Source organism: Kumtagia sp. (assembly GCF_059502445.1).
In genome coordinates, this window is the sequence record NZ_JCACER010000044.1 from 1 (window position 1) to 23,115 (window position 23,115).

26 protein-coding genes and 1 tRNA gene are annotated in these 23,115 nt (G+C 67.3%); 15 read left to right on the plus strand and 12 right to left on the minus strand.

Annotated elements, in window-relative coordinates:
- Positions 1-377: 377 nt before the first annotated feature.
- From AC5JDC_RS15010 to AC5JDC_RS15025, 4 genes are read left to right on the plus strand one after another with little or no spacing between them, the layout of a single operon-like run.
- On the plus strand, positions 378-734 hold the full coding sequence (locus AC5JDC_RS15010; protein ID WP_495842294.1) for an ArsR/SmtB family transcription factor: 357 nt from the start codon (positions 378-380) through the stop codon (positions 732-734).
- On the plus strand, positions 709-1,686 hold the full coding sequence (locus AC5JDC_RS15015) for an SRPBCC domain-containing protein (protein ID WP_495842296.1): 978 nt from the start codon (positions 709-711) through the stop codon (positions 1,684-1,686). The genes AC5JDC_RS15010 and AC5JDC_RS15015 overlap by 26 nt, the downstream gene beginning before the upstream one ends.
- Entirely contained in the window at positions 1,683-2,135 is a 453-nt protein-coding gene (locus tag AC5JDC_RS15020; RefSeq protein WP_495842298.1) for an SRPBCC family protein, read from the plus strand. Before AC5JDC_RS15015 ends, AC5JDC_RS15020 begins: the two co-directional genes overlap by 4 nt.
- Complete coding sequence (locus AC5JDC_RS15025) at positions 2,132-2,716, plus strand: glutathione S-transferase N-terminal domain-containing protein (RefSeq protein WP_495842300.1); 585 nt, start codon at positions 2,132-2,134, stop codon at positions 2,714-2,716. The genes AC5JDC_RS15020 and AC5JDC_RS15025 overlap by 4 nt, the downstream gene beginning before the upstream one ends.
- 196 nt (positions 2,717-2,912) lie before the next feature.
- On the opposite strand, the gene AC5JDC_RS15030 is transcribed toward AC5JDC_RS15025, so the two are convergent.
- Entirely contained in the window at positions 2,913-4,022 is a 1,110-nt protein-coding gene (locus tag AC5JDC_RS15030) for a mandelate racemase/muconate lactonizing enzyme family protein (RefSeq protein ID WP_495842302.1), read from the minus strand.
- A gap of 141 nt (positions 4,023-4,163) precedes the next feature.
- On the opposite strand from AC5JDC_RS15030, the gene AC5JDC_RS15035 reads away from it, so the two are divergent.
- Genes AC5JDC_RS15035 through AC5JDC_RS15065 form a run of 7 tightly spaced genes read left to right on the plus strand, consistent with a single transcriptional unit; the run spans position 4,164 to position 10,554 of the window.
- A complete protein-coding gene (locus AC5JDC_RS15035) occupies positions 4,164-4,820 on the plus strand; it encodes a helix-turn-helix domain-containing protein (RefSeq protein WP_106772869.1) in 657 nt (218 codons plus the stop codon).
- 37 nt (positions 4,821-4,857) lie between these two features.
- Positions 4,858-5,928, plus strand: a complete 1,071-nt coding sequence (locus AC5JDC_RS15040; RefSeq protein ID WP_495842304.1) for an extracellular solute-binding protein — start codon at positions 4,858-4,860, stop codon at positions 5,926-5,928.
- Positions 5,929-5,950: 22 nt separating this feature from the next.
- Complete coding sequence (locus AC5JDC_RS15045) at positions 5,951-6,850, plus strand: ABC transporter permease (protein ID WP_495842306.1); 900 nt, start codon at positions 5,951-5,953, stop codon at positions 6,848-6,850.
- Positions 6,847-7,632 carry an ABC transporter permease gene (locus tag AC5JDC_RS15050; protein WP_495842308.1) on the plus strand — a complete coding sequence of 262 codons (786 nt, stop codon included), beginning with the start codon at positions 6,847-6,849 and terminating at the stop codon, positions 7,630-7,632. The genes AC5JDC_RS15045 and AC5JDC_RS15050 overlap by 4 nt, the downstream gene beginning before the upstream one ends.
- A gap of 1 nt (position 7,633) precedes the next feature.
- On the plus strand, positions 7,634-8,746 hold the full coding sequence (locus AC5JDC_RS15055; protein WP_495842311.1) for an ABC transporter ATP-binding protein: 1,113 nt from the start codon (positions 7,634-7,636) through the stop codon (positions 8,744-8,746).
- Positions 8,747-8,770: 24 nt separating this feature from the next.
- On the plus strand, positions 8,771-10,156 hold the full coding sequence (locus AC5JDC_RS15060) for an NAD(P)/FAD-dependent oxidoreductase (RefSeq protein WP_495842313.1): 1,386 nt from the start codon (positions 8,771-8,773) through the stop codon (positions 10,154-10,156).
- A gap of 26 nt (positions 10,157-10,182) precedes the next feature.
- On the plus strand, positions 10,183-10,554 hold the full coding sequence (locus AC5JDC_RS15065; protein ID WP_495842315.1) for a cupin domain-containing protein: 372 nt from the start codon (positions 10,183-10,185) through the stop codon (positions 10,552-10,554).
- 52 nt (positions 10,555-10,606) lie between these two features.
- Here AC5JDC_RS15065 and AC5JDC_RS15070 read toward each other — a convergent pair whose 3' ends face one another.
- Together AC5JDC_RS15070 and AC5JDC_RS15075 are read right to left on the minus strand one after the other, a co-directional pair.
- Positions 10,607-11,890 carry a PQQ-dependent sugar dehydrogenase gene (locus AC5JDC_RS15070; RefSeq protein ID WP_495842397.1) on the minus strand — a complete coding sequence of 428 codons (1,284 nt, stop codon included), beginning with the start codon at positions 11,888-11,890 and terminating at the stop codon, positions 10,607-10,609.
- A gap of 144 nt (positions 11,891-12,034) precedes the next feature.
- Positions 12,035-12,340: a hypothetical protein gene (locus AC5JDC_RS15075; protein WP_106772861.1), complete on the minus strand. Its 306-nt coding sequence runs from the start codon at positions 12,338-12,340 to the stop codon at positions 12,035-12,037.
- A gap of 236 nt (positions 12,341-12,576) precedes the next feature.
- Between AC5JDC_RS15075 and AC5JDC_RS15080 the strand changes: the two genes are divergently transcribed.
- Together AC5JDC_RS15080 and AC5JDC_RS15085 are read left to right on the plus strand one after the other, a co-directional pair.
- The gene (locus AC5JDC_RS15080) at positions 12,577-12,936 is read left to right on the plus strand and encodes a hypothetical protein (RefSeq protein ID WP_495842318.1); all 360 of its coding nucleotides are present in this window, start codon (positions 12,577-12,579) and stop codon (positions 12,934-12,936) included.
- A 3-nt stretch (positions 12,937-12,939) separates the two neighbouring features.
- Positions 12,940-13,296: a hypothetical protein gene (locus AC5JDC_RS15085; protein ID WP_495842320.1), complete on the plus strand. Its 357-nt coding sequence runs from the start codon at positions 12,940-12,942 to the stop codon at positions 13,294-13,296.
- Between the two features lie 217 nt (positions 13,297-13,513).
- Here the strand turns inward: AC5JDC_RS15085 and AC5JDC_RS15090 are convergent.
- Both AC5JDC_RS15090 and AC5JDC_RS15095 read right to left on the minus strand, forming a co-directional pair.
- Positions 13,514-13,589 (minus strand) — tRNA-Ala (locus AC5JDC_RS15090).
- A 154-nt stretch (positions 13,590-13,743) separates the two neighbouring features.
- Positions 13,744-14,124 carry a TIGR02300 family protein gene (locus AC5JDC_RS15095; RefSeq protein WP_106772858.1) on the minus strand — a complete coding sequence of 127 codons (381 nt, stop codon included), beginning with the start codon at positions 14,122-14,124 and terminating at the stop codon, positions 13,744-13,746.
- 209 nt (positions 14,125-14,333) lie between these two features.
- On the opposite strand from AC5JDC_RS15095, the gene aroA reads away from it, so the two are divergent.
- Positions 14,334-15,683: a 3-phosphoshikimate 1-carboxyvinyltransferase gene (gene aroA / locus AC5JDC_RS15100; protein WP_495842322.1), complete on the plus strand. Its 1,350-nt coding sequence runs from the start codon at positions 14,334-14,336 to the stop codon at positions 15,681-15,683.
- Between the two features lie 44 nt (positions 15,684-15,727).
- On the opposite strand, the gene AC5JDC_RS15105 is transcribed toward aroA, so the two are convergent.
- Complete coding sequence (locus tag AC5JDC_RS15105; protein ID WP_495842324.1) at positions 15,728-16,237, minus strand: hypothetical protein; 510 nt, start codon at positions 16,235-16,237, stop codon at positions 15,728-15,730.
- 112 nt (positions 16,238-16,349) lie between these two features.
- On the opposite strand from AC5JDC_RS15105, the gene AC5JDC_RS15110 reads away from it, so the two are divergent.
- On the plus strand, positions 16,350-17,858 hold the full coding sequence (locus tag AC5JDC_RS15110; RefSeq protein ID WP_495842326.1) for a protein adenylyltransferase SelO: 1,509 nt from the start codon (positions 16,350-16,352) through the stop codon (positions 17,856-17,858).
- Positions 17,859-17,950: 92 nt separating this feature from the next.
- Here the strand turns inward: AC5JDC_RS15110 and AC5JDC_RS15115 are convergent, their stop codons facing one another.
- From AC5JDC_RS15115 to AC5JDC_RS15140, 6 genes are all read right to left on the minus strand, one after another.
- Positions 17,951-18,526, minus strand: coding sequence for an alpha-ketoglutarate-dependent dioxygenase AlkB (locus AC5JDC_RS15115; protein WP_495842328.1), 576 nt, complete (start codon positions 18,524-18,526; stop codon positions 17,951-17,953).
- Between the two features lie 14 nt (positions 18,527-18,540).
- Entirely contained in the window at positions 18,541-18,834 is a 294-nt protein-coding gene (locus AC5JDC_RS15120; RefSeq protein WP_495842330.1) for a hypothetical protein, read from the minus strand.
- Entirely contained in the window at positions 18,831-19,112 is a 282-nt protein-coding gene (locus AC5JDC_RS15125) for a hypothetical protein (protein ID WP_495842332.1), read from the minus strand. Before AC5JDC_RS15125 ends, AC5JDC_RS15120 begins: the two co-directional genes overlap by 4 nt.
- A 343-nt stretch (positions 19,113-19,455) precedes the next feature.
- On the minus strand, positions 19,456-20,376 hold the full coding sequence (locus tag AC5JDC_RS15130; RefSeq protein ID WP_495842334.1) for an ABC transporter permease: 921 nt from the start codon (positions 20,374-20,376) through the stop codon (positions 19,456-19,458).
- The gene (locus tag AC5JDC_RS15135) at positions 20,376-21,443 is read right to left on the minus strand and encodes an ABC transporter permease (protein WP_495842336.1); all 1,068 of its coding nucleotides are present in this window, start codon (positions 21,441-21,443) and stop codon (positions 20,376-20,378) included. Before AC5JDC_RS15135 ends, AC5JDC_RS15130 begins: the two co-directional genes overlap by 1 nt.
- A complete protein-coding gene (locus AC5JDC_RS15140) occupies positions 21,427-22,959 on the minus strand; it encodes an ABC transporter ATP-binding protein (RefSeq protein WP_495842338.1) in 1,533 nt (510 codons plus the stop codon). The genes AC5JDC_RS15135 and AC5JDC_RS15140 overlap by 17 nt, the downstream gene beginning before the upstream one ends.
- Positions 22,960-23,115: the final 156 nt, after the last annotated feature.

Consider the following 23,115-nt stretch of genomic DNA (forward strand, 5'->3'; position numbering starts at 1 on the left):
CCCGGTGCGCACCAGATTCCCGCAGGGAGCGGCTTTCGGGCGCAAGTATGCGGCAGGCGGAAGGGGAGGGGATAAAAGGGTCCGCGAAAAGCGGATTCTGCCGACGCGAATTCGCGGCGAGCCAGGAGGTAAGTGCCAGGGACAGTTTACTTTTTCCGCCCGCGCCAGCCTTGAAGCGCCGCCGCTTTTCTGCGGAAAGAAAGTAAACTGTCCCCTGTTCCAAAGTTGTCGAGCAAGCCGAATGCGAGGAGATGCGGAGCCTCTGCTCCGGCGGCGCAGAACAAAAACCTGCTCAAGACGATGCGACCGAGCCTGCTTGACAACTCCATCGGATCGATTTATTTAACCGATATGTTAATTAACTCGCCAGTTGAATAATGAGCGCCGACCGGCTGAGCATGACCCTGCAGGCGCTGGCCGACCCGACGCGGCGGGCGATCCTGGCGCGGCTGGCGACCGGCGAGGCGACTGTCAACGAGCTGGCCGAGCCGTTCGACATGAGCCTGCCGGCCGTGTCCAAGCACCTCAAGGTGCTGGAGCGCGCCGGCCTGGTGGAGCAGGGCCGCACCGCCCAGTTCCGGCCGCGCAAATTCCGTCCCGAGCCGCTGCGCGACCTCGCCGGCTGGCTCGAAAACTACCGCCGGTTCTGGGACGAGAGCTTCGACCGGCTCGACGCCTATCTCAAGGAACTGCAGAAAGGAGAGAAGCATGGAAGCGACCCAAAGGATCGCTGAGGCCGCGCATCCCGGCGTGCTGGTCAGCCGCGTCTTCGACGCGCCGCGCGACCTGATGTTCCGCATCTGGACGGAGCCGAGACACCTGCTGCGCTGGTGGGCGCCGCACGACTTCACCGTCCCCGACGCCGTCTTCGACGCCCGCCCCGGCGGCAGGCTGCGCATCGACTTCCGCGCGCCGGGCGGCTTCGTCTTCGCCAACCACGGCAAGGTGGTGGAGGTCGCGCCGCCGGAGCGCCTGGTCTTCACGACCGAGTATCGCGAAGGCGGCAAGCTTCTGGTCGAATCGCTGTTTACCGTCACCTTCGCGGAAGAAGGCGAAGGCACCCGCGTGGCGATCAAGGCCGACGTCATTTTCGCCGACCCCGCCGCGGCCGAGAGCCTGGCGGGCATGGAGGAAGGCCTGAACCAGCAGATCGACAAGCTCGAGCTGCACGCCGCCGCGGCGGCCAGGAACGATCCCGGCGCGCTGATCCTCGTCCTGCCGAAGGGCCGTCCGGTGATCCTGATGCGCCGCAGCTTCGCCGCCCCGCGCGCGCTGGTGTGGAGCTGCTTCACGCGGCCCGAACATCTCGCCGCCTGGTGGGGTCCGCGCGACCACAAGAACACCATCACCGCGTTCGACCCGCGCGCCGGCGGACAATACCGGGTCGAGCAGTCCGATCCGCAGGGCAACCGCTACATCTTCTTCGGCGACTATCTCGAATTCGTCCCGCCGGAGCGGCTGGTCAACACCTTCGCGATGGAAGGGCCTTACCGGGACAAGCGCATCGTCAACACGCAGATACTCGAGGAGGTCGAAGGCGGCACGCAGTTGACGGCGGTGTCGCGCTTCGACAGCGTCGCCGAACGCGACGGCATGGCGGCTTCCGGCATGGAATGGGGCGCCCGCCAGAGCTACGAGCGGCTGGAGGAGCTTCTCGCCACGCTCGACCAGGGAGGAAACTCATGAACGTCCGCGCCGAAACCCGCCCGGAGCTCACCATTCGCCGCCGCTTCGACGCGGCGCGCGAGCTGGTATTCCGATGCTGGACCGAGCCCGACCGGCTCAACCGCTGGTGCTGCCCGAAAGGTTTTACGCTGCCCTTCTCGGAAGGCGACATAAGGCCGGGCGGATGGTTCAAGACCTGCATGCGCGATCCCGACGGGACCGACCACTGGCTCGCCGGCACCTACAAGGAGATCGTGCCGCCGGAGAGGATCGTGTTCTCGCACCGCTGGCTCGACGACAAGGGCACGCCCGAGCACGAAACGGTCGTCACCATCACGCTGAAGGATGACGACGGCGGCACCATGCTCACCCTGCACCAGGCCTTCTTCCTGTCCTACGCCTCGCGCGACGGCCATCGCGTCGGCTGGGAGGAGACGCTCGACAACCTCGCGGAGTATCTTGCGCAATGAAGCTCTATCTCGCCCCCGGCGCCTGCAGCCAGGCGCCCCACATCGCCCTCAACGAGGCCGGCCTCGGCTATGAGATGGTCAAGGTGGACATTCCCACCCGCACGACCGAGGCCGGCGACGACTTCACCAGGGTCAACCCGAAGGGTTACGTGCCGGCGCTCGTCCTCGACGAAGGCGAGGTTCTGACCGAGAACGTCGCCATCATCACCTGGATTGCCGAGCAGGCGCCGCACCTCATCCCGCCCGGGCCGCTCGGCCGCATCCGCATGATCGAGGCGCTCGGCTTCATGACGGAGGAGCTGCACAAGCCTTTCCTCGCCTACATGTTCCTGCCGGGCGACGAGATGAAGGCGATCAACAAGCAGGTGCTCGGCGAACGCTTCGACTACCTCGCCGGCCAGCTCAAGGGCGACTATTTGTTCGGCAACGATTTCAGCGGCGCCGACGCCTACCTGTTCGTCATGGCGAGCTGGGCCCCCGGCCTAGACATCCCGCTGCCGGCCGCGCTCGAGGCCTACCATGCCCGCATCGCGGCGCGGCCCGCGGTGCAGGCGACGCTGAAGGCGGAAGGGCTGGCCTGAGGCCTTTCCGGCCGTCGGCGGAATACGCCAGACAGTCTCTCGTCCGGCGACTCCTCTCAAGGGGAAACTAGACCCTACTACCCCCACTTTGGCGCCAACGGAAATGCCGGCCGGTTCCCCTCCCCCTTGTGGGGAGGGGTCAGGGGGTGGGGGTAAACTCCTACGCGACCACTCCTGTCTCTTGCAGGGCTCAAAGTCACTTCCCCGAAATCTCCAGGAACGGCTTGCCGAGCCGTTCCGGCAGCACGTCGATGCCGAGGCCCGGCCCGTCGGGTATGCCCATGCGGCTGCCGATCACCGGCGGGTGGTTGGCGGCCGTCCGCGCCGTCACCCATTCGTGGAAGGCGATGGCGTGCAGCCGGCGCTCCTGTGGCGTCGACAGCGACAGGTGCGCCATGGCCGCCGTGTCGATCTCGGCGCCGCCGGTATCCTCGACGGTGACCATGAAGCCGAGGTCGACGGCGAGGTCGCGCAACTGCCTGGTCTTCGACACGCCGCCGAGGCGCGAGATCTTCAGCGTCAGGCCGTCGGCGGCGCCCTTGCGGTGGATGTCGAGCAGGTCGTCGAGGGTAACCACGGATTCGTCCAGCACCATCGGCTTGTCGAGCGAGCGGCGCACCGACAGGCACTCATCGATCGTCGCGCAGGGCTGCTCGAACACATAGTCGATGGCGCGGGTGGCGTCGGCGAACTGCCTTGCCTGGAACGGCGTCCAGCCGGCATTGGCGTCGCAGAAGATCACGGTCTCCTTCGGCACCGCGGCGGCGACCGCCGTGACACGCTCGATGTCGCCGCGCACATCGCCGCCGACCTTCACCTGGATGCGGTTGAAGCCGTCGCCGACGATGCGTGCCGCCAGCTTGGCCATGGCGTCGGCCGGCCCGTGGGTGACGACCTTGTAGAGCTCGGCGGTGTCGCTCTCGCGGCCGCCGAGCATGGTGACCAGCGGCACGCCGGCGGCGCGCGCGGCAAGGTCGCAGCAGGCCATGTCGAGCGCCGACTTCACATAGGGATGGCCCTTGAACACCGTGTCCATCAGCCGGCCGACCTGCGCAAGCGCCCGCGGATCGGCCCCGAGCAGGTGCGGGGCGATCTCGGCGGTGCCCTTCTCGGCGCCGGCGGCGAAGGCGGCGGAATAGAAGGTGCCAAGCGGCGCCATCTCGCCCCAGCCGGTCAGCCCGTCATCGGCGGTCAGCGCCACGATCACCGCGTCGAAGGCATCGGCCTGGCGCCCCTTCGACATCCTGTACGGCCCGTCGACGAAGGGCTGGAGAAGGCGGTAGGCCTTGATCGTCGTGATCCGCATTGTCCTGCCGGGCGCCGGGAGCTTTCCGGCAGCGAAACATACCGGCAACGGCCCGGCAACCGCGATTCACGACGCGGCGCGTCGATTCCGTCTTGCGCGCGACCGGTTCACTTAATAGGGTGTTAAGTGAGAGGTGGAACCATGCCGAGCAGGAATGCCGCCAATGCCGTTGTCGACGAAGCGGCACCGGAGGCCGACAAGCCGAACGGCGTCGGGCCGCGCATCAAGGCCTTCCGCACCGCCCGCCGCGTCTCGCTGCGCCAGCTCGCCGAGATGACCGGCACGACGGCGAGCTTCATCAGTCAGCTGGAGCGCAATCTGTGCGGCGCCAGCAGCAGCACGCTGATCCGCATCGCCGCCGCGCTCGACCTAGGCATCAAGGATCTGTTCGACGACAGCGACGCGCCGCGCCACAAGGTGCTGCGCCGCGAGGCGCGGCCGGCGCTGCCGGTGAGCGAGGGCTGCCGCAAGATGCTGCTGTCGCGCCGGCCGATCCACGAGTTCGAGGTCTATGCCGGCCATTTCGACGTCGGCGGCTCGACCGGCGCCGAGGCCTACACGCATGGCGGGCGGCACGAGATGTTCGTGGTGCTCAAGGGCACCGTCGAGCTGACGCTGGGCGAGGAACGCTTCGTCCTGCGCGAGGGCGACAGCGTCGAATACGCCACCTCGACGCCGCACCGCACCGCCAATGTCGGCGACACGCCGGCGGAGGTGCTGTGGATCATCGCCCCGCCGACCAGCGGTCCGGTTGAGCTCGACCGATACATGGCCCGGAAACCGCTCGCATCCGGGTGACACACAAGCGCGAGTCGAAATAAATGGGAGAACTTCAATGAGAATGACAGTCGGAAAGGCGGCAGGCTTCGCCCTGCTGATGGCGACGACGGCTGCACTTGCCCAGTCGAAGCCGGTGGCCGGCGAGGTCGCGGAAGGCTCGCTCAAGGGCAAGACGCTGACCTTCGCCTCCTATGGCGGCATCTACCAGGACGGCCAGGTGGCGGCGCTCAAGGAATTCGTCGACAAGTCGGGCGTCACGCTGCTCAACGACGGGCCGACCGAGATCTCCAAGGTGCAGGCACAGGTCGAAAGCGGCAACGTCACCTGGGACGTCGTCGACACCGCCGATTTCCCGCCCTACGTCTATTGCGGCACGCTGTTCCAGAAGCTCGACTTCTCCAAGATCGACATCTCCAACATCCCCGAGGGCCAGGTCAGCGAGTGCAGCGTGCCGGCCATGAACTACGGCGTCGTGCTGATGTACAAGAACGACACCTACAAGGATAACCCGCCCAAGGACTGGAAGGACTTCTTCGACACCGAGAAGTTCCCCGGCATCCGCGCCGTCGACGGCAGCGGCGATTTTTCCGGCGGCTTGCTCGAGCAGGCGCTGCTGGCGGCCGGCCAGCCGATCGACAACCTGACGCCGGCCGACATCGACAAGGGCATCGAGAAGATGCGCACGCTCGGCCCCGACACCATCTACTGGAAGACGGGCGCGGAATCGCAGCAGCTCGCCGAATCCGGCGAGGCCGACATGATCGTGATGTGGACCGGCCGCGCCATGACCGCGGTGAAGAACGGCGCGGCCTACACGCCGGTGTGGAAGGACTGGCTGGTGGTGATGGACCAGATGACCATCCCCGTCGGCGTCAAGGATCCGGACGCCGCGCATGCGCTGATCAACGCCTATGTCGGCAAGAGCGCGCAGGAGGTGCTGGCCAAGGATACGTCCTACACGCCGATCCACAAGGACGCCAAGCCCGAGGTCGACGAGGTCACCGCGTCGTTCATGACCAACACGCCGGACAAGCTGAAGCTCGGCTTCCAGCAGAACATGAAGTTCTGGGTCGCCAATTTCGACGCGGCCAACGAGAAGTGGGCCGGCCTGATGGCCGGCAACTGAGGCCGCGCGGACGCCGGAACCCATGACGGGCAGCGACATAGCCGCGACCGGCGGCCGGACAGCTTCGGCGCCGGCCGCCGCGGGCGAGCCGCGCCGGCGCCTGTCCGGCGGGCCGTTCTGGCTGGTCGTGCCGGCGCTGCTGCTGCTGGTCGCCGTGCTCGGCCTGCCGCTCGCCATGATCGTGATGCGCAGCTTCGCCGAGCCGCAATGGGGCCTGCAGAACTACTTCTGGTTCTTCGGCACGCCGGTGAACCTCATCGTGCTGCAGCGCACCTTCGTCATCTCGGCCTGGGTGGCGGTGGTCTGCCTCGTCTGCGGCTACCCCTATGCCTATGTGATGACGGCGGTCGGGCCGAAGCTGCGGCTGGCGCTCATCCTGTGCGTGCTGGTGCCGTTCTGGGTCTCGGGCGTGGTGCGCACGCTGGCCTGGGTGATCCTGCTGCAGGATTCCGGCGTCATCAACTCCGTCCTGCGCGGGCTAGGCCTCGGCTCGGTCCGGCTGATCCGCACCCAGACCGGCGTGGTCATCGGCATGGCGCAGGTGCTGCTGCCCTTCATGATCCTGCCGCTCTATTCGGTGATGAAAACCATCGATCTCCGGCTGGTGCAGGCAGCGCGCAGCCTCGGCGCCAGCCCGGCGCGCGCCTTCCTCCAGGTCTACCTGCCGCTGTCGCTGCCCGGCGTCTATGCCGGCGCCATCATCGTCTTCATCCTGGCGCTCGGCTTCTACATCACCCCGGCGCTGCTCGGCGGGCCGCGCTCGACCATGCTGTCGACGCTGATCCAGAACCAGGTGCTCAGCCTGCTCAACTGGGGCCGCGGCGGCGCCATGGGCGTGGTGCTGCTCATCGCCACCTTCGTGCTGCTGGCCATCGCGGCGCCGCTGATGCGCCAGCCGCACCGCCAGGGGGAGCGCCGGTGAAGCTGCCTTCCCGCATCCTTCTCGGCCTGTTCTGCCTGCTGGTCGCCGTCTGGCTGGTGGCGCCGACCTTCGTGGTGGTGCCGATGTCGTTCAACGAGAAGAAGTCGCTGGCCTTCCCGCCGGACGGCTTCTCCTGGCAGTGGTACCACAACTTCTTCACCAATCCCGACTGGTCCTCGAGCTTCTTCAGCTCGCTCAAGGTCGCCACCGTCACGGCGGTGATCGCCACCGTGCTCGGCACGCTCGCAGCCTTCGGGCTCGACCGCATGAAGAGCCGGGCCAGCGGCGTGCTGCGGGCGCTGCTGATCACCCCGATGGTGGTGCCCGGCGTCGTGCTGGCGGTCGGCATCTATACGGTCTATCTCGACACCCGCCTGGTCGGCACCATGACCGGCTTCGTGCTGGCGCACACCATGCTCGCCATCCCCTTCGTCATCATCGCGGTGTCGGCCAGCCTGGAGGTGTTCGACAGAAGGCTGGAGGTCGCCGCCACCAGCCTCGGCGCCAGCCGGCTGACGGCGTTCCGCACGGTCACGCTGCCGCTGATCGCGCCGGGCATGCTGTCCGGCCTGCTGTTCGCCTTCGTGACGTCCTTCGACGAGATCATCGTCGCGCTGTTCATCACCAGCCCCTATCTGAAGACGCTTCCCGTGCAGATCTATTCCAGCATCACCCGTGACGCCGACCCGACCGTCGCGGCCGTCGGAACCATCCTGTTCCTCGTCACCTCGCTGGTGATCGGCGCCGGGCTGATCATCGGTTCACGCCAGGGGAGGCGCTGACATGGCACCATCGGGCACACGCGGCGCTGCCATAGACATCCGCGCCGTCAGCAAGCGCTACGGCAACTTCGCCGCCCTCGACGATATCTCGCTGCATATCCAGCCCGGCGAGTTCATGACGCTGCTGGGGCCGAGCGGCTCCGGCAAGACGACGACGCTCAACGTCATCGCCGGCTTCACCGAGGTGAGCTCCGGCGCGCTGGAGGTGGGCGGCCGCAGCGTCGTCGGCGTGCCCGCCCACAAGCGCAACATCGGCGTGGTGTTCCAGCACTACGCGCTGTTCCCGCATATGACCGTCGCCCGCAACGTCGGATATCCGCTCGGCCTGCGCGGCATTTCCGGAGCAGAGCGCGAGCGGCGCGTCAACAAGGCGCTCGACATGGTCAAGATGGTGGATTTCGGCCACCGCTATCCGAGCGAGCTGTCCGGCGGCCAGCAGCAGCGCGTGGCGCTGGCGCGCGCCACCGTGTTCGATCCGCCGCTGCTGCTGATGGACGAGCCGCTCGGAGCGCTCGACAAGAAGCTGCGCGAATGGCTGCAGCTCGAGATCAAGCGCATCCACCGCGAGCTCGGCACCACCTTCGTCTACGTCACGCACGACCAGGAGGAGGCACTGGTGCTGTCGGACCGCATCGCCGTGTTCAACCAGGGCCGCATCGAGCAGATCGGCACCGGCCGCGAGCTCTATGACGAGCCGGCGACGCTGTTCGTCGGCAAGTTCGTCGGCGATTCGACCATTCTGCGCGGGCCGGCCGAAACGTCCGGCGGCGAGACGGCGCTCGACATCGGCGGCCAGAAGGTCGCGACCGCCGGACGCCTTGCCAATGGCGGCACGCCGGTCATGCTGCTGAGGCCCGAGAAGCTGTCGCTTGCCCGCCCCGGCGCGGGGAGCGGAGCCGGCCGCAACCGCCTGTCCGGCCGGGTCGGCGAGGCGATCTATCTCGGCTCCGGGTCGAAATACGAGGTGGCGCTGGCCGACGGATCCAAGGCGATCGTGCGCTCGGGCCTCGATACGGAATCCTTCGCCATCGGCGACGAGGTCGACCTGCTGTTTTCCGGCGGCGACGCAAAGCTGCTGGCCGACGACGCCACGGCCGATCTCGTCCTCACCTGACGCCCTCTCATTGGAATCGATCGCATGGACGCCAAGGTCAACGGCAACGTGTCGTTCTGGTACGCCGACATCGGCGGGCCTCCCGCCTGCCGGCCGCCGCTGCCCGGCGACGTCGAGGCGGACATCTGCATCGTCGGCGCCGGCTATACCGGGTTGTGGACGGCCTATTACCTGAAGAAGGCCGATCCCTCGCTGCGCATCGTCATCGTCGAGAAGGAGTTCGCCGGCTTCGGCGCGTCGGGCCGCAACGGCGGCTGGCTGTCGGGTGGCTTCAGCTGGTCGCGCGAGAAATACGAGAAAACCTCGTCGCGCCGCGCCGTGGTCGACATGCAGCGCGCCATGCAGGGCACGGTCGACGAGGTGATCTCGATCGCCGAGGCGGAGGGCATCGACGCCGACATCCGCCGCACCGACGAGCTCCTGGTCGCGACCAACGAGGCGCAGTTGCAGCGCGCCAAGGCAATGTACGAGCATGCCAGGTCGTGGGAGCAGACCGAGGACCGCATCGGCTATATCGACGCGGCCGAAGCCAGCCGGCGGATCGCGGTCAAGAACGTGCTCGGCGCCTTCGTCATCAAGAAGGTCGCCCGCGTGCAGCCGGCCAAGCTGGTGCAGGGGCTGGCCGCCGCGGTGGCGCGGCTCGGCGTGCCGATCTACGAGCAGACCACGGTTCTCGCCATCGAGAAGGGCAAGGTCACGACGAACCGCGGTATCGTGCGCGCCGAAAAGATCGTCCGCGCCACCGAGGGTTTCACCGCCGGCATAGCCTGCCACGAGCGGCTGTGGCTGCCGCTCAACAGCGCCATCGTCGTGACGGAGCCGCTGCCGGACAGCCTGTGGAAGGAGATCGGCTGGGACGGCTACGAGGTCCTGGGCGACGCCGCCCACGCCTATTGCTACGCCCAGCGCACCCGCGAAGGCCGCATCGCCATGGGCGGCCGCGGCGTGCCCTACCGCTTCGGCTCGAAGACCGACGTTCGCGGCCGCACCCAGCAGGCGACCATCGACAAGCTGCACACCATCCTGACCACGCTGCTACCGCAGACCAAGGGCCTGCGCCTCGACCATGCCTGGTGCGGCGTGCTCGGCGTGCCGCGCGACTGGTGCACCACCTGCGGCTTCAACCGGAGCACGGGCATCGGCTGGGCCGGCGGCTATGTCGGTCTCGGCGTGTCGAGCTCCAACCTGTCGGGCCGCACCTTGCGCGACCTGCTGCTCGGCCGCGACACCGAACTCACCCGCCTGCCTTGGGTCAACCGGCAAGTACGCAAATGGGAGCCGGAGCCGCTGCGCTGGCTCGGCGTGCATTCCATGTACCAGCTCTACCGCATCGCCGACGAGCGCGAGGCGAAGGGCCTGCCGCGCACGTCGCGGCTCGCCGCCCTCGCCGACCGGCTGACCGGCCACTGACGCCCGCCCAAAGGACCGTTCCCGACATGATCGACTTCAAGACCTTCGCGCATCTCGCGACAATCGACCTCGGCCCGCCGCAGCCGAAACCGACGTCCATCGAAGGCGGCCAGATGGAGGCGAGCAAGGTGCTGTGGACCTCCGACGACGGCCTGGTGGAAGTCGGCGTATGGGAATGCTCGCCCGGCCGCTTCAGCGCCAGCCGCGACGACAATTCGGAGATATGCCACATCGTCTCGGGCCGCGTGACCTTGCATGGGCCGAATGGGGCCGAGCGCGACGTCGGCCCGGGCGAGCTGCTGGTGCTGCCTATCGGCTGGCGCGGCGAGTGGACGATTCATGCCACCACCCGCAAGCTTTATGTGGTGCATCTGCGGCCGGAAGGGGCCGCCGCGTAGCAAAGCGAGGAGCCTGCCGGCGCGAAGCGTTCGCGCTGTTCATGCTGCTTCGTCATTGTGCCGGCACGACGCGCCAGATCCTGTTGCCGACGTCGTCGGCGACCAGCAAGGCGCCGCTTCGGTCGATCGCAACGCCCACCGGCCGGCCGTGGGCGACGTCGTCCTCGCCGAGGAAACCCGTCAGGATGTCCTGCGGCGGTCCGGACGGGCTGCCGTTGCTGAACGGCACGAAGATCACCTTGTAGCCGCTGCGCGGCTTGCGGTTCCATGAGCCGTGCTGGCCGACGAACGCCCCGTTCCTGAACCGCGGCCCGAACCGGTCGCCGGTGTTGAAGGTGAGTCCCAGCGACGCCGTATGGGGACCGAGCGCGTAGTCCGGCTTGATCGCCTCGGCCACCAGATCCGGCCTCGGCGGCTCGACCCGCTCGTCGACATGCTGCCCGAAATAGCTGTAGGGCCAGCCGTAGAAGCCGCCATCCTTCACCGACGTCATGTAGTCCGGCACGAGGTCGCTGCCGATCTCGTCGCGCTCGTTCACGGCGACCCAGAGCGCACCGCTGTCGGGATTCCACGACAGGCCGTTCGGATTGCGCAGCCCTGACGCGAACAGCCGCATCTGCCGGCTGGCGAGGTCGACCTCATGCACGGCGGCGCGGCCCTCCTCCTCGTCCATGCCGTTCTCGCCGACATTCGAGTTCGAGCCGACGGTGACGTAGAGCTTGGTGACGTCGCGGCTGGCGATCACGTCCTTGGTCCAGTGGTGATTGCGCCCGGCCGGCAGGTCGACGATCTTCTCGGCCGGCGCGGTGATCTCGGTCGCACCCTCCTGATAGGGGAAGGCGACGATCGCGTCGGCATTGGCGACGTAGAGCGTGCCGCCCACCAGGGCCATGCCGAAGGGCGAGTTCAGGCCCGACAGGAACACCGTCTTCGTCTCGGCGATGCCGTCGCCGTCACCGTCGCGCAGCAGCGATATGCGGTTGGCGCTCGGCACTTCTGCGCCGGCCTGGCTCTGGAAAAAATCGATGAAGAAGCCGCGGATGCTGAAGCCCTCGTCCGGCTTCGGCGGCGCGTTGCTTTCCGCCACCAGTACGTCGCCGTTCGGCAGCACATGCAGCCAGCGGGGATGATCGAGCCCCCCGGCAAACTCGTTGACGGTCAAGCCGTCCGCCGCGGTCGGCACCACCCCTTGCGGCCACGGCTCGGCCTCGGCGACATGGACCGTCGGGATCCAGGTGGGGTTGGGTTCCGGCAAGGTCGGGTCAGGCCCATAGCCTTGCTCGATCGGAACGGTCGCCTCCTCCCGCGAGAGATAGACGATGCCGCCGGCGGCCACGACCGCAATGACGACAAGGGCGACAACGGCGGCGAGCAGCTTCTTCACGGGCGAAATCCTTTGAGCCAGTGTGCGTGCCCGACACGTCGGACACAGCCGGGATTGCGCCGCGGGCCGCAAAGCGCCCGGACGGCGCGTTTGGACCTATTGGCGGACGAGCTCGTAAAAGCTCTCGCGAAGGCCCGGCGTGTCTTCGGCCACGACAAGCGCCAAGGATCGCTCGTCGAACAGCCTGAGCCACTCCTCCCACTCGACGAGTTCGCGGCCGCCGGCGTTCTCCGGCCGTTCCGGCCGGTCCTGGTCCTGATAGGCCGCCTGGTCGAACACGATGGCCAGCATGGGCTGCATCCCGCCCTCCGTGGAGGTATCGATGAGCGCCGGAGAGCCGGCACGCGCCGCGGCCCAATCGCGGATCGCATCGTGGTCGGTAAGGGTAATGGTGTTCGCCATTTTCTTCGCTCCGTCCTGTCGTTCGGAAATGAGGCAGACGCGCCCTTGTTCCTTGCCAGCGCAAGTTTGATCGCCTATTGCGTGGCGGCCGCATGACGGGCTCGATCGCGCATGTCGCGGCGGTTCGCCAAGGAGCCGGCACGTTCACCGTTCATACAAAATTAGTTGCTCTTTTTATCGCTTCCCAATAGCGTTGGTCATCTGCGGGCAGCCAGACGCTGCCGGCGGGAGGAAAGATGAAGCTTTTCATGGTGTCGGTGCTCTCGGGAGAGCCTGATGAAGAGTACATGGATGTATTCGACACCATCATGCGTGGGCGTTTCGACCCGTTTCTCGATGTGATTTCTTTCATTCTACTGGCGGAAGGCGAAGCCGAGGCGAGACGGCTTGCCATGGAGGCGGCCGGTGACCATGCCGACTGGTGGGGCTATCCGGAGCTCACCGCCTGCCGGGAGATCGATATGGCCGAGGGCCGCCGCGTGCTCATGAGCGCCTGGCATGTCGACCGGATGGAGGATACGACCTCGCTGCCGCTCGCATGCCGCGAGGACCCGCCGGAACGGCGCCGAACCGGGTCGAAGGAATACGCGGGGTAGCAGATGACCAAGACGACGACAGCGCTCGAACAGGCGGCAGGCGAGCTCGACCCATTCGCCTTCCGGGAAACGGCGGGATCGGACGCCGGCATGAAGGCGGCGTATGGCGACTATGCGCGGATGCGGCGGCAGGAGGCCATGCAGCGCCTGTCGGCGGCGATCGGCCATCTGCGGGAACCCGACGCCGCCATGCTGGCGGCCGGCCGCGAGGCGCTCCTGGCCATGGACCCGCAAGCCGCCGGCGCGGTCGATCCGAAGCAGATCTGGTACGCGATGTTCGATCACATGGTCGGCAGCGCCAAGCAGAGTTCCGCCGATACCGGCACGCATGTCGAGGGAAAGGCGAAGGCCGGCGGCTGATCCAGCTCAATTCCGGGCATGCCGGCCTGGATAACAGTCCGGTCGCTTGCTCCGACCATTGCGTCGACCAAGCCAGGCGAAGCGAGGCTCTCCAGGAGAAAACCTGCGTCGGAAATCGGCCAAACAGTCCCGATTTCCAGCGTGTCTGCGGATAAAAATCCGCCTGTTCGTCGCGAAAAACCGATCGCTTGCGGGAAAAGTCGACAGGAAAAAGAGTTGGTGGAGCCAAGCGGGATCGAACCGCTGACCTCCTGCATGCCATGCAGGCGCTCTCCCAGCTGAGCTATGGCCCCGTCTTTCCGGCCAAGGCCGGCGCCCGTGGCGGGCGTGGGAACGATCCCGAGGGACCGTCGTGATGGCGGCTTCTAGCGCCGCCATCGTTCAAGATCAAGCCTCTCTTCGAGGCTTTTTGTTCGGGCCGCGGCGCCAGGCCGCAGCCCGCGCTTCTCAATTCTCGTCGTCGTCGCCGACGCCGACGATGCCGGTGACGTCGTCGCCGTCTTCCTCTTCGTCCTCGAGGAACACATCGGCCTCGTCGTCGTCGCCGAGATCGACTTCGTCGTCGCCGAGATCGGGAAGGTCGTCGCCGCCCTTCGCCTCGTCATCGGCCTCCTCGAGCGAAACAACTTCCGGGCTCTCGTCCTCGGAATCGACTTCGCGCTCCTCGACCTCCTCTTCCTCCACCGTCTTGCTGCCGGCGCTCTCGAAATAGGAAAGCGGATAGGCCTTGCCGGTGTAAGGGGAAACGATCGGATCCTTGTTCAGATCGTAGAACTTCCGGCCCGTTTCCGGGTCTATGCGTTTTGTACCGAGTTCGGATTTTGCCACGGTTAGCCTCGTCAGAAAGAACGGACCCCATAACCGCAGTTCCTTGACCTGTCAAAGCCAAAAAATCTCCGGCTTTTCTCTGGAAAGCCTCGCTTTCGGGCGGCATTCGGCGAGGGGATGACCATCGCGCCATGCTGTGTTAGGAGACCGGCGCAAACCGAGCCACCCTCGCCGCCCCACGGGCGGTCCGCCGAACGAGGTCCAACACAATGTCCCACCATGGCAGCGCTCGGCCGGCAACGGCCAGCAGATCGCCTGCGCTCAACGGCAGGGTCCGCATGCCCGGCGACAAGTCGATCTCGCATCGCTCCTTCATGTTCGGCGGCCTCGCCTCCGGCGAGACCCGCATCACCGGCCTGCTCGAGGGCGAGGACGTGATGCGCACCGGCGAGGCGATGAAGGCGATGGGCGCCGCGATCGAGAAGCGCGGCAACGAATGGATCATCCAGGGCACCGGCAATGGCTGCCTGCTCGAGCCGGCGGCGCCGCTCGACTTCGGCAATGCCGGCACCGGCTCGCGCCTGACCATGGGCCTGGTCGGCACCTACGACATGACCACAACCTTCATCGGCGATGCATCGCTGTCGAAGCGGCCGATGGGGCGCGTGCTCGACCCGCTGCGCGAGATGGGCGTGCAGGTGATCGACGCCGCCCCGGGCGACCGCATGCCGCTCACCCTGCGCGGCCCGCGCCAGGCGGCGCCGATCGCCTATCGCGTGCCGATGGCCTCGGCGCAGGTGAAGTCGGCGGTGCTGCTCGCCGGTCTCAACACGCCGGGCGTGACCACCGTGATCGAGCCGGTGATGACGCGCGACCATACCGAGAAGATGCTGAAGGGTTTTGGCGCCAGCCTGGAGGTCGAGACCGACCGCGACGGCGTGCGCCACATCCGCATCGAGGGCCAGGGCAAGCTTTCCGGCCAGGTGATCGCCGTGCCGGGCGATCCGTCCTCGGCCGGCTTCCCGCTGGTTGCGGCCCTGATCGTGCCGGGCTCGGATGTCATCATCGAGAACGTGCTGATGAACCCGACCCGCACCGGGCTGATCGCCACGCTGCTGGAGATGGGCGCCTCGATCGAGCTGGTGAACCCGCGCAACGCCGGCGGCGAGGACGTCGCCGACCTGCGCGTGCGCTCCTCCGAGCTGAAGGGCGTCACGGTGCCGGCCGAGCGCGCCCCATCGATGATCGACGAATATCCGGTGCTCGCCGTCGCAGCATCCTTCGCCGAGGGCGAGACCGTGATGCTCGGCCTCGAAGAGCTGCGCGTGAAGGAAAGCGACCGCCTCGCCGCGGTGGCGCGCGGGCTGGAGGCCAACGGCGTCGACTGTACCGAGGGCAAGGATACGCTTGCGGTCCGTGGCGTGCCGGGTGGCAAAAATCTCGGCGGCGGCACGGTGACGACGCATCTCGATCACCGCATCGCCATGAGCTTCCTGGTCATGGGCCTTGCCACCGAAAAGCCGGTGACGGTCGACGACCAGACCATGATCGCCACGAGCTTTCCGGAGTTCATGGGACTGATGACGGGATTGGGCGGCAAGATCGGCGAGGCGGACTGACGGTCGCCGTCACCGGCTCCTGGATCGTCGCCGTCCCGCCATCCTCATTCCGCTTTTCGTCGCCTCCCCCGCGACGCCAGGATCTCGTCCAGCGTCACCGGCCGGAAATCCCGGGCATCGACACCCACATCGTACTGGCGGGTGAGCGGTTTCAGCCGGCCGTGCGAATGGCCGTGCAGGTCGATCGACTTCCTGCCGATCTGGTTCCAGGTGCGGAAGGGATAGTGGCAGAGGATCAGGTGATGGCCGTCGATCCTGAGCTCGGCATAGTGCTGCACGCTCGCCCAGCCGGCCGCGCCGGTGGTCTCGGCGCCGTCATTGTTGCCGACGATCAGATGCTTGCGGCCGTTGAGCCGCGACAGCAGCGCATCGACGCGGCCTTTGCCGTCGAGGGCGAAGTCGCCGAGATGCCAGAGCTCGTCGTCCAGCCCCACCGTCTCGTTCCATAGCCCGACCAGCGCCTCGTCATGCGCGGCAAGCGAGGCGAACGGCCTGCGATCGATCCTGAGGATGCGCGGGTCGCCGAAATGCGTGTCGCTCGTGAAGAAGAGCATGTCTGCGCCTCATGGCTTATATTAGGAACAGGCGGATCGATTGAACGATCCGGGCAGGAGCCTGTTATCTAGAGGCACGGCTCAATTGGAAAGCAGGCCCATGGCGGAACCGATGGCAGCGAGACGGACCGAGGCGCGGGCGCAAGCCGGTCCGCCCGTCTTCGACAACAGCTATGCGCGGCTGCCGGACCGGTTCTTCGCCCGTCCCGCCGACAATCCGGTATCGGCGCCGAAGCTGATCCGCGTCAACCGGCCCCTGGCGGCGGAGCTCGGGCTCGATGCCGCCTGGCTGGAAAGCCCGGACGGAATCGGCATGCTGGCCGGCAACGGCTTCCCGGCGAGCGCCGAGCCGATCGCCCAGGCCTATGCCGGCCACCAGTTCGGCAATTTCGTGCCGCAGCTCGGCGACGGCCGGGCGCTGCTGATCGGCGAGGTCATCGACACGTCCGGCAAACGGCGCGACCTGCAGCTCAAGGGTTCCGGACGGACGCTTTTCTCGCGCGGCGGCGACGGGCGCGCCGCCGTGGGCCCGGTGCTGCGCGAATATGTCGTCAGCGAGGCGATGGCGGCGCTCGGCATCCCGACGACGCGCACGCTTGCCGCCGTGGCGACCGGCGATCCGGTCTATCGCGAGACGCCGCTGCCCGGCGCGGTGCTTGCGCGTGTCGCGGCGAGCCATATTCGCATCGGCACGTTCCAGTATTTCGCCGTGCGGCAGGACGTGGAGGCGATCAGGATTCTGGCCGACCACGCCATCGGCCGGCATTTCCCGGACCTGGCGGAACGCGAGCAGCCTTATCTCGCCCTGCTGGAGAAGGTGATCGCCATGCAAGCCGACCTGGTCGCTCGCTGGATGCTGGTCGGCTTCATCCACGGCGTGATGAACACCGACAACATGACGATCTCCGGCGAGACGATCGATTACGGCCCGTGCGCCTTCATGGACGAGTACCATCCCGGCATAGTGTTCAGCTCGATCGACATGCAGGGCCGCTATGCCTATGCCAACCAGCCGCGTATCGCCGCCTGGAACCTGACGCGCTTCGCCGAGACGCTGCTGCCGCTGCTCAACGACGACCAGGACGAGGCGGTCCGGATGGCCGAGGGCGCGCTGAAGACGTTCCAGCCGGCCTATGACGCGACCTTCCACCACGGCTGGCGGCTGAAGCTCGGACTGCTTGCCGACCAGGACGGCGACCTGCAACTCGTCAGCGATCTTCTGGCGATCATGGCGAGCAACCAGGCCGATTTCACGCTGACCTTCCGGGGACTGGCCGACGAGATCGACGGGTCTGCCGGCGAGGATTCCGTCGGACGCCTCTTCGCCGAGCCGAAGGAATTTCAGGACTGGGCCGAGGGCTGGCGGCAGCGGCTGGCGCAGGAACCGACGCAAACCGCCGAGCGCCGCAAGGTGATGCTGTCAACCAACCCGAAATACATCCCGCGCAACCACCGTGTCGAGGCGGTGATCAAGGCGGCCGTCGAGGGCGGCGACTTCCGGCCTTTCGAGGAACTGCTGGAAGTCATCATCCGGCCGTTCGACGAGCAGCCGGAACGCGCCGCCTACGCGCTGCCGCCGCAGCAGCACGAGCGGGTTTTGCAGACCTTCTGCGGAACCTGAGGATATCCGATACAAGAGCGTGATCACTGGCCGCCGGCTCGGCCGGTGAAGGGATGCACGCAACAGCCCGAACGGCATGCTCAACCGTGCCATCAGCCTTCCGGCCGCTTCAGCGACCTGAATGTCACGGAATAGCGCAGTGCCTCGCCGGCCGGGATGCTGTGCTCCCACACCGTACGTGCCTCGCCGCGCAGCAGGTAGGCCGAGCGCGGCTCCAGCAGGACGGCGGCGCGCTGCCACCTGGCGCCGGCACGCTGCCGGAGCCGGAAGCGGCATGGCGAGACGAAGGAGATGCCGATCACGTCGCCGAACACCGGCCGGTCCCTGTGCCATCCGATCGCGGCACCCGGCGCGTATTCTGTGACCAGCACATGCGGCAAGGCCGCCGGCGGAAGACCGGCGAAACCGGCGGCGCGCTCGCGCAGCGGCAGCAGGAAATCCGGGATGGGCGCGGTCTGTTGCAGCGCTCCCGCCTGGAAGTCGTAGCGCAGGCCGAAGGTGACGACGCGGCGGTTGCCGAGATAGCCTTGGAATTCGAACGGTTTCAGGTCGAGCCGGGCGAAGCCGGCGACGAGGTCGCCCTCCTCCGCCGCCGAAATCAGACCCGGCCGGTAGGCAAAGCCGTCAGGCAGGTCGTCGGCAAGAAAGCTCGGCTGGATGGCGCTCATTGCACGCCTTGACGTCACCGGCGCGGCTGCCGGGCGGCCCAGCGCCGCTTCGCCTCCGCCATACGCCGCTCGACCTGCGGCCAGGCATCGTTGACCTCGTCGAGCGTCAGCCCGGCGGCGACGGCGTCGGTCAGAAAGCGCCGTTGCAGGACATCCGCTTCCTCGGGATCCCGCGATGCATGGACGACATTCGCATCGATCCAGTTGTCGAGAAAGTTGCGGGTGCGCTCGTCCGGCAGGGCCGGCGGCGCATCGGCGAGCGCCGCAAGATGTTCGAGCTGCTGCTCCTTGTCCGGTGGGCGGGTCATGACTGGCGCCGGCGGAAGGCGAGCAGCTTGCCGGGCCGGCGGGGCGAACCCTCCGCCTCGGTCTTGGCGGCATGTGCGGCAGGGCGGCGGCGCTCATCGATCGCCACGACGTTGCCTGCCGTCTCGATTGCGTCGAGGCGCTCGAAGAACGTCCGAAGTTCAGGTCGAAGTCCTTCGCCCCTGTCCTGAGCGATCCTGTCCAATTCCGTAAAAGGCCCAAGCATCGTAATCACCAACCACATCTTCGGCGAAAGCAACCCCGCGATGGAACCATCCATCTCGATCCATTGCTTCCGCCGTTTCGGCCAATTTCTACTTTGCAACGGAGGGGAGGCTTACTTGTTCCACACACGGCAGATTGCGCTCCAGTCCGGAACAGATCGTCGAGAGGCAATTGGCTGGCAAGGGCCAGCGCAAGCAGGTCGAGGACGACGCCGAGGGTCAGTTCGTCCGTTCGCACAAGGGTCCGGGAACGACGGCATGAGCAGCGCCAATCCGCGCCCGCTGTCCGGCGACGAGCAAGGCGACGCGACCTTTCCGCTGAAGCGCAAAGAATGAGTGCTCCATGCCGCTCCGGCGGGGCGGCCGCAATGTAGGGGTGGCTGGACCTCTCCAGAAACCTCAGCTCGCCGGGCGGAACGGCTTTGCCAGAGATGCCGGAAAATGCTGGGCGAGCATCTGCCGGTTCTGCGAGATGATGACCAGCACGGCGATGGTGGCGAGGTAGGGCAGCGCCGACAGCAGCTCGGACGGCACCGCGATGCCGAGCGCCTGGCCCTGCAGCTGCAATATGGTCATGCCGCCGAAAAGCCAGGCGCCGAGCAGCACGCGCAGCGGCCGCCAGGTGGCGAACACCACCAGCGCCAGCGCGATCCAGCCTTTTCCGGCGGTCATGTTCTCGACCCAGAGCGGCGTGTAGGCGACCGACAGATAGGCGCCGCCGAGGCCGGCCATCAGCCCGCCGAACAGAACGGCGAGATAGCGGATGCGGATGACCGGGAAGCCGATGGCGTGCGCGGTCTCGGGCGACTCGCCGACGGTGCGCAGGATCAGCCCCGCCTTGGTGCGGTAGAGGAACCAGGTGATGACCAGGAAGCAGGCGATCGCGAAATAGACCATCGGGTCGAAGCGGAAGACCATCGGCCCGATCACCGGGATGTCGGAGAGGATGGGCACCTGGATGCGCTTCAGCGCGTCGATCGGCGCCGAGCCGAAATTGCGGCCGAGAAAGGCCGAGACGCCCGATCCGAAGATGGCGAGCGCCAGCCCGGCGGCATACTGATTGGTGAGGAAGGTGAGCGCCAGCACGCCGAACAGCAGCGAGGCGGCCGCACCCGCCAGGCCGCCGGCGAGGATGGCCACCGGCATCGGCAGGCCGGCGATGACGGCCCAGAAGGCGAAGGCCGCCCCCATCAGCATCATGCCTTCGACGCCGAGATTGAGCACGCCGGATTTCTCCACCACCAGCTCGCCGAGCGCGGCGAAGATCAGCGGCGTGGCGGCGATGACGGTGCCGGCGAAGATGGCGACGAACAGGTCCATCAGGCATGCTCCGGAAGCCGGCGCAGCCGGTAGAAGATGAAGAAGTCGGTGGCGAGCAGGAAGAACAGCAATATGCCCTGGAAGATGCGCGTCAGCGCCGAGGGCAGGCCGAGATTCATCTGGATGGCCTCGCCGCCGAGGAAGAGCAGCGACATCAGCAGGCCGCCGAGCACGATGCCGAAGGCGTTGAGCCGGCCAAGAAAGGCGACGATGATCGCGGCGAAGCCGTAGCCCGGCGAGATCTGCGGCGACAGCTGGCCGAGCGGGCCGGCGACCTCGGCCATGCCGGCGATGCCGGCCGCCGCACCGCCGGCGAGCAGGCCGATCCACACCGCCGAGGATTCGCGAAAGCCGGCATAGCGCGCGGCGAGCGGGGCGGCGCCGGAGACTGACATCTTGTAGCCCATGAAGCTGCGGTCGGCGAACAGCCACATCAGGAACACCGCGACCACGGTGAGGAAAATGGAGGGGTTCAGCCGGTAGGCGTAGTCGAAGGGCTCGAACATGGCAGCGGCCGGCAGCAGCGCCGTCTGCGGGTAGTTGAAGCCGGCCGGGTCGCGCCACGGCCCGTGCACCAGCCACGACAGCAGCAGTGTCGCCACATAGGTGAGCATCAGCGTGACGAGGATCTCGTTGGTGTTCATCCGCGCCCTGAGGAAGGCGGGGATGGCCGCCCAGGTCATGCCGGCCAAGGCGCCGGCCAGCACCATCAACGCCAGCAGTATCGGGCTTTCCGGGTTGGGATAGAACAGGCCGACGCCGCAGGCGGCTATGGCGCCGGCGATGAGCTGGCCTTCGGCGCCGATGTTCCACACATTGGCGCGGAAGCCGACGGCCAGGCCGCAGGCGATCAGGATCAGCGGCGAGGCTTTCAGCAGCCATTCTGACAGCCCGTTGACCGAGCTGAGCGGGGCGACGAAGAAGGCGTACAGCGTCGCGAGCGGATCGTAGCCGAGCGCGGCGAAAAGCGCCGAGCCGACCGCCAGCGTCAGCACCACCGCGATCACCGGCGCGGCCACCCGCATCATCGCGGACGGCTCGGGCCTCTGCTCAATCCTGAAGCGCAAGGTCTTTCCCTTTCGTTCCGCTGGCGCGGTTGGTCATGAGCAGACCGACCTCCTCGCGGTTGGTTTGGCGCCGCATCAGCGGCGGCGATACCTTGCCCTGGCAGATGACGAGCAGGCGGTCGCAGATCTCGAAGAGCTCGTCGAGTTCCTCCGAAACCACCAGCACCGCCGCGCCGGCACGGCTCAGATCGACCAGCGTCTGGCGGATGAAGGCGGCCGCGCCGACGTCGACGCCCCAGGTCGGTTGCGACACCAGGAACAGCTTCGGCGCGAGCGCGATCTCGCGCCCGACGATGAATTTCTGCAGGTTGCCGCCGGACAGGCTCTGCGCGCTGGCCTGCGGGCCGTTTGCCTTGACCTTGAAGCGGTCGATGACGCCCTTGGCGAAGGCGGCGGCCTTGCCGCGGTCGACCAGCCCGTTGCGGACGATGCCGGCGCGGTGGCCGGTCAGCACGGCGTTCTGCCACAGCGCATGCGGCGGCACGGCGCCGCGCCCCAGCCGCTCCTCCGGCACGAAGGCCATGCCGAGCCTGCGTCTCTGGCCGGCGCCGAGATGCGCCGAGGGCCTGCCGCCGATGCGGACCGCATCACGATCGGCATGCGTGCGCTCGCCGCTGATGAGCGCCACCAGCTCGGCCTGACCGTTGCCGGAGATGCCGGCGAGGCCGACGATCTCGCCGCCATGGACGGCGAAGGAGACACCTTCCAAAGCGACGCCGTAGCGGTCGCGCGGCGCGGCGGTCAGGTTGCGGACCTCCAGCACCGGCGTCTCGCCCGGCATTGCCGGGCTGACATGCATCTCGGGCAGCTGCGAGCCGACCATCATGCGGGCGAGCTCGAGCGAGGTGGTCTGCTTCGGCTTCGCCGTGCCGGTCACCCGGCCATTGCGCAGCACGGTGGCGGAATCGCAGAGCTCCTGGACCTCGTCGAGCTTGTGGCTGATGTAGACGATCGAGCAGCCCTCGGCGGCGAGCTGGCGCAGCGTCTCGAACAGTTTCACCACCGCCTGCGGGGTAAGAACGGAGGTCGGCTCGTCGAGGATGAGCAGCTTCGGCGAGCGCAGCAGGCACCGCACGATCTCGACGCGCTGGCGCTCGCCGACGGAGAGGTCGTGGACGCGCCGGCGCGGGTCGATCGGCATGCCGTAGCGCTGCGACAGGTCGGTAATCTGCGCGGCGAGCGCGTCGAGGTCGAAGCGGCCCGGCAGCGACAGCGCGATGTTCTCGACCACGGTGACGGATTCGAACAGCGCGAAATGCTGGTAGACCATCTCGATGCCGAGGGCGCGCGAGCTGGCCGGGTCGTGCGCCGCGATCAACCTGCCGTCGCAATAGATTTCACCGGAATCGGCCTGGGCGGCGCCATAGATGATCTTCATCAGCGTCGACTTGCCGGCGCCGTTCTCGCCGAGCACGGCATGGATCTCGCCTGGCATGATCGACAGCGAGATGTCGTCATTGGCGACGACGCCGGGATAGCTCTTGCAGATGTTGCGCAGTTCAAGGCGCGGGATCATCGGGGACCTACCTTGCGGGTGGGTGGGGCTTTGCCGCGGGCGCGGGGCTTGCCCTCCCCCTTGCGGGGAGGATCGGTGAGCGGTCGGAGCGAAGCGGAGAACCGCGAACCGGGGTGGGGTCGTTGCCGCAGTGCTCTCGACGGTCTCTTCGCGCCC

Excerpts from the sequence above, each read along its gene's own strand:
- AC5JDC_RS15010 (WP_495842294.1), top strand. The coding sequence starts at position 378 with ATGAGCGCCGACCGGCTGAGCATGACCCTGCAGGCGCTGGCCGACCCG.
- AC5JDC_RS15015 (WP_495842296.1), top strand. The coding sequence starts at position 709 with ATGGAAGCGACCCAAAGGATCGCTGAGGCCGCGCATCCCGGCGTGCTG.
- AC5JDC_RS15020 (WP_495842298.1), top strand. The coding sequence starts at position 1,683 with ATGAACGTCCGCGCCGAAACCCGCCCGGAGCTCACCATTCGCCGCCGC.
- AC5JDC_RS15025 (WP_495842300.1), top strand. The coding sequence starts at position 2,132 with ATGAAGCTCTATCTCGCCCCCGGCGCCTGCAGCCAGGCGCCCCACATC.
- AC5JDC_RS15030 (WP_495842302.1), bottom strand. The coding sequence starts at position 4,022 with ATGCGGATCACGACGATCAAGGCCTACCGCCTTCTCCAGCCCTTCGTC.
- AC5JDC_RS15035 (WP_106772869.1), top strand. The coding sequence starts at position 4,164 with ATGCCGAGCAGGAATGCCGCCAATGCCGTTGTCGACGAAGCGGCACCG.
- AC5JDC_RS15040 (WP_495842304.1), top strand. The coding sequence starts at position 4,858 with ATGAGAATGACAGTCGGAAAGGCGGCAGGCTTCGCCCTGCTGATGGCG.
- AC5JDC_RS15045 (WP_495842306.1), top strand. The coding sequence starts at position 5,951 with ATGACGGGCAGCGACATAGCCGCGACCGGCGGCCGGACAGCTTCGGCG.
- AC5JDC_RS15055 (WP_495842311.1), top strand. The coding sequence starts at position 7,634 with ATGGCACCATCGGGCACACGCGGCGCTGCCATAGACATCCGCGCCGTC.
- AC5JDC_RS15060 (WP_495842313.1), top strand. The coding sequence starts at position 8,771 with ATGGACGCCAAGGTCAACGGCAACGTGTCGTTCTGGTACGCCGACATC.
- AC5JDC_RS15065 (WP_495842315.1), top strand. The coding sequence starts at position 10,183 with ATGATCGACTTCAAGACCTTCGCGCATCTCGCGACAATCGACCTCGGC.
- AC5JDC_RS15075 (WP_106772861.1), bottom strand. The coding sequence starts at position 12,340 with ATGGCGAACACCATTACCCTTACCGACCACGATGCGATCCGCGATTGG.
- AC5JDC_RS15080 (WP_495842318.1), top strand. The coding sequence starts at position 12,577 with ATGAAGCTTTTCATGGTGTCGGTGCTCTCGGGAGAGCCTGATGAAGAG.
- AC5JDC_RS15085 (WP_495842320.1), top strand. The coding sequence starts at position 12,940 with ATGACCAAGACGACGACAGCGCTCGAACAGGCGGCAGGCGAGCTCGAC.
- aroA (WP_495842322.1), top strand. The coding sequence starts at position 14,334 with ATGTCCCACCATGGCAGCGCTCGGCCGGCAACGGCCAGCAGATCGCCT.
- AC5JDC_RS15105 (WP_495842324.1), bottom strand. The coding sequence starts at position 16,237 with ATGCTCTTCTTCACGAGCGACACGCATTTCGGCGACCCGCGCATCCTC.
- AC5JDC_RS15110 (WP_495842326.1), top strand. The coding sequence starts at position 16,350 with ATGGCAGCGAGACGGACCGAGGCGCGGGCGCAAGCCGGTCCGCCCGTC.
- AC5JDC_RS15115 (WP_495842328.1), bottom strand. The coding sequence starts at position 18,526 with ATGAGCGCCATCCAGCCGAGCTTTCTTGCCGACGACCTGCCTGACGGC.
- AC5JDC_RS15120 (WP_495842330.1), bottom strand. The coding sequence starts at position 18,834 with ATGACCCGCCCACCGGACAAGGAGCAGCAGCTCGAACATCTTGCGGCG.
- AC5JDC_RS15125 (WP_495842332.1), bottom strand. The coding sequence starts at position 19,112 with ATGGATGGTTCCATCGCGGGGTTGCTTTCGCCGAAGATGTGGTTGGTG.
- AC5JDC_RS15130 (WP_495842334.1), bottom strand. The coding sequence starts at position 20,376 with ATGGACCTGTTCGTCGCCATCTTCGCCGGCACCGTCATCGCCGCCACG.
- AC5JDC_RS15140 (WP_495842338.1), bottom strand. The coding sequence starts at position 22,959 with ATGATCCCGCGCCTTGAACTGCGCAACATCTGCAAGAGCTATCCCGGC.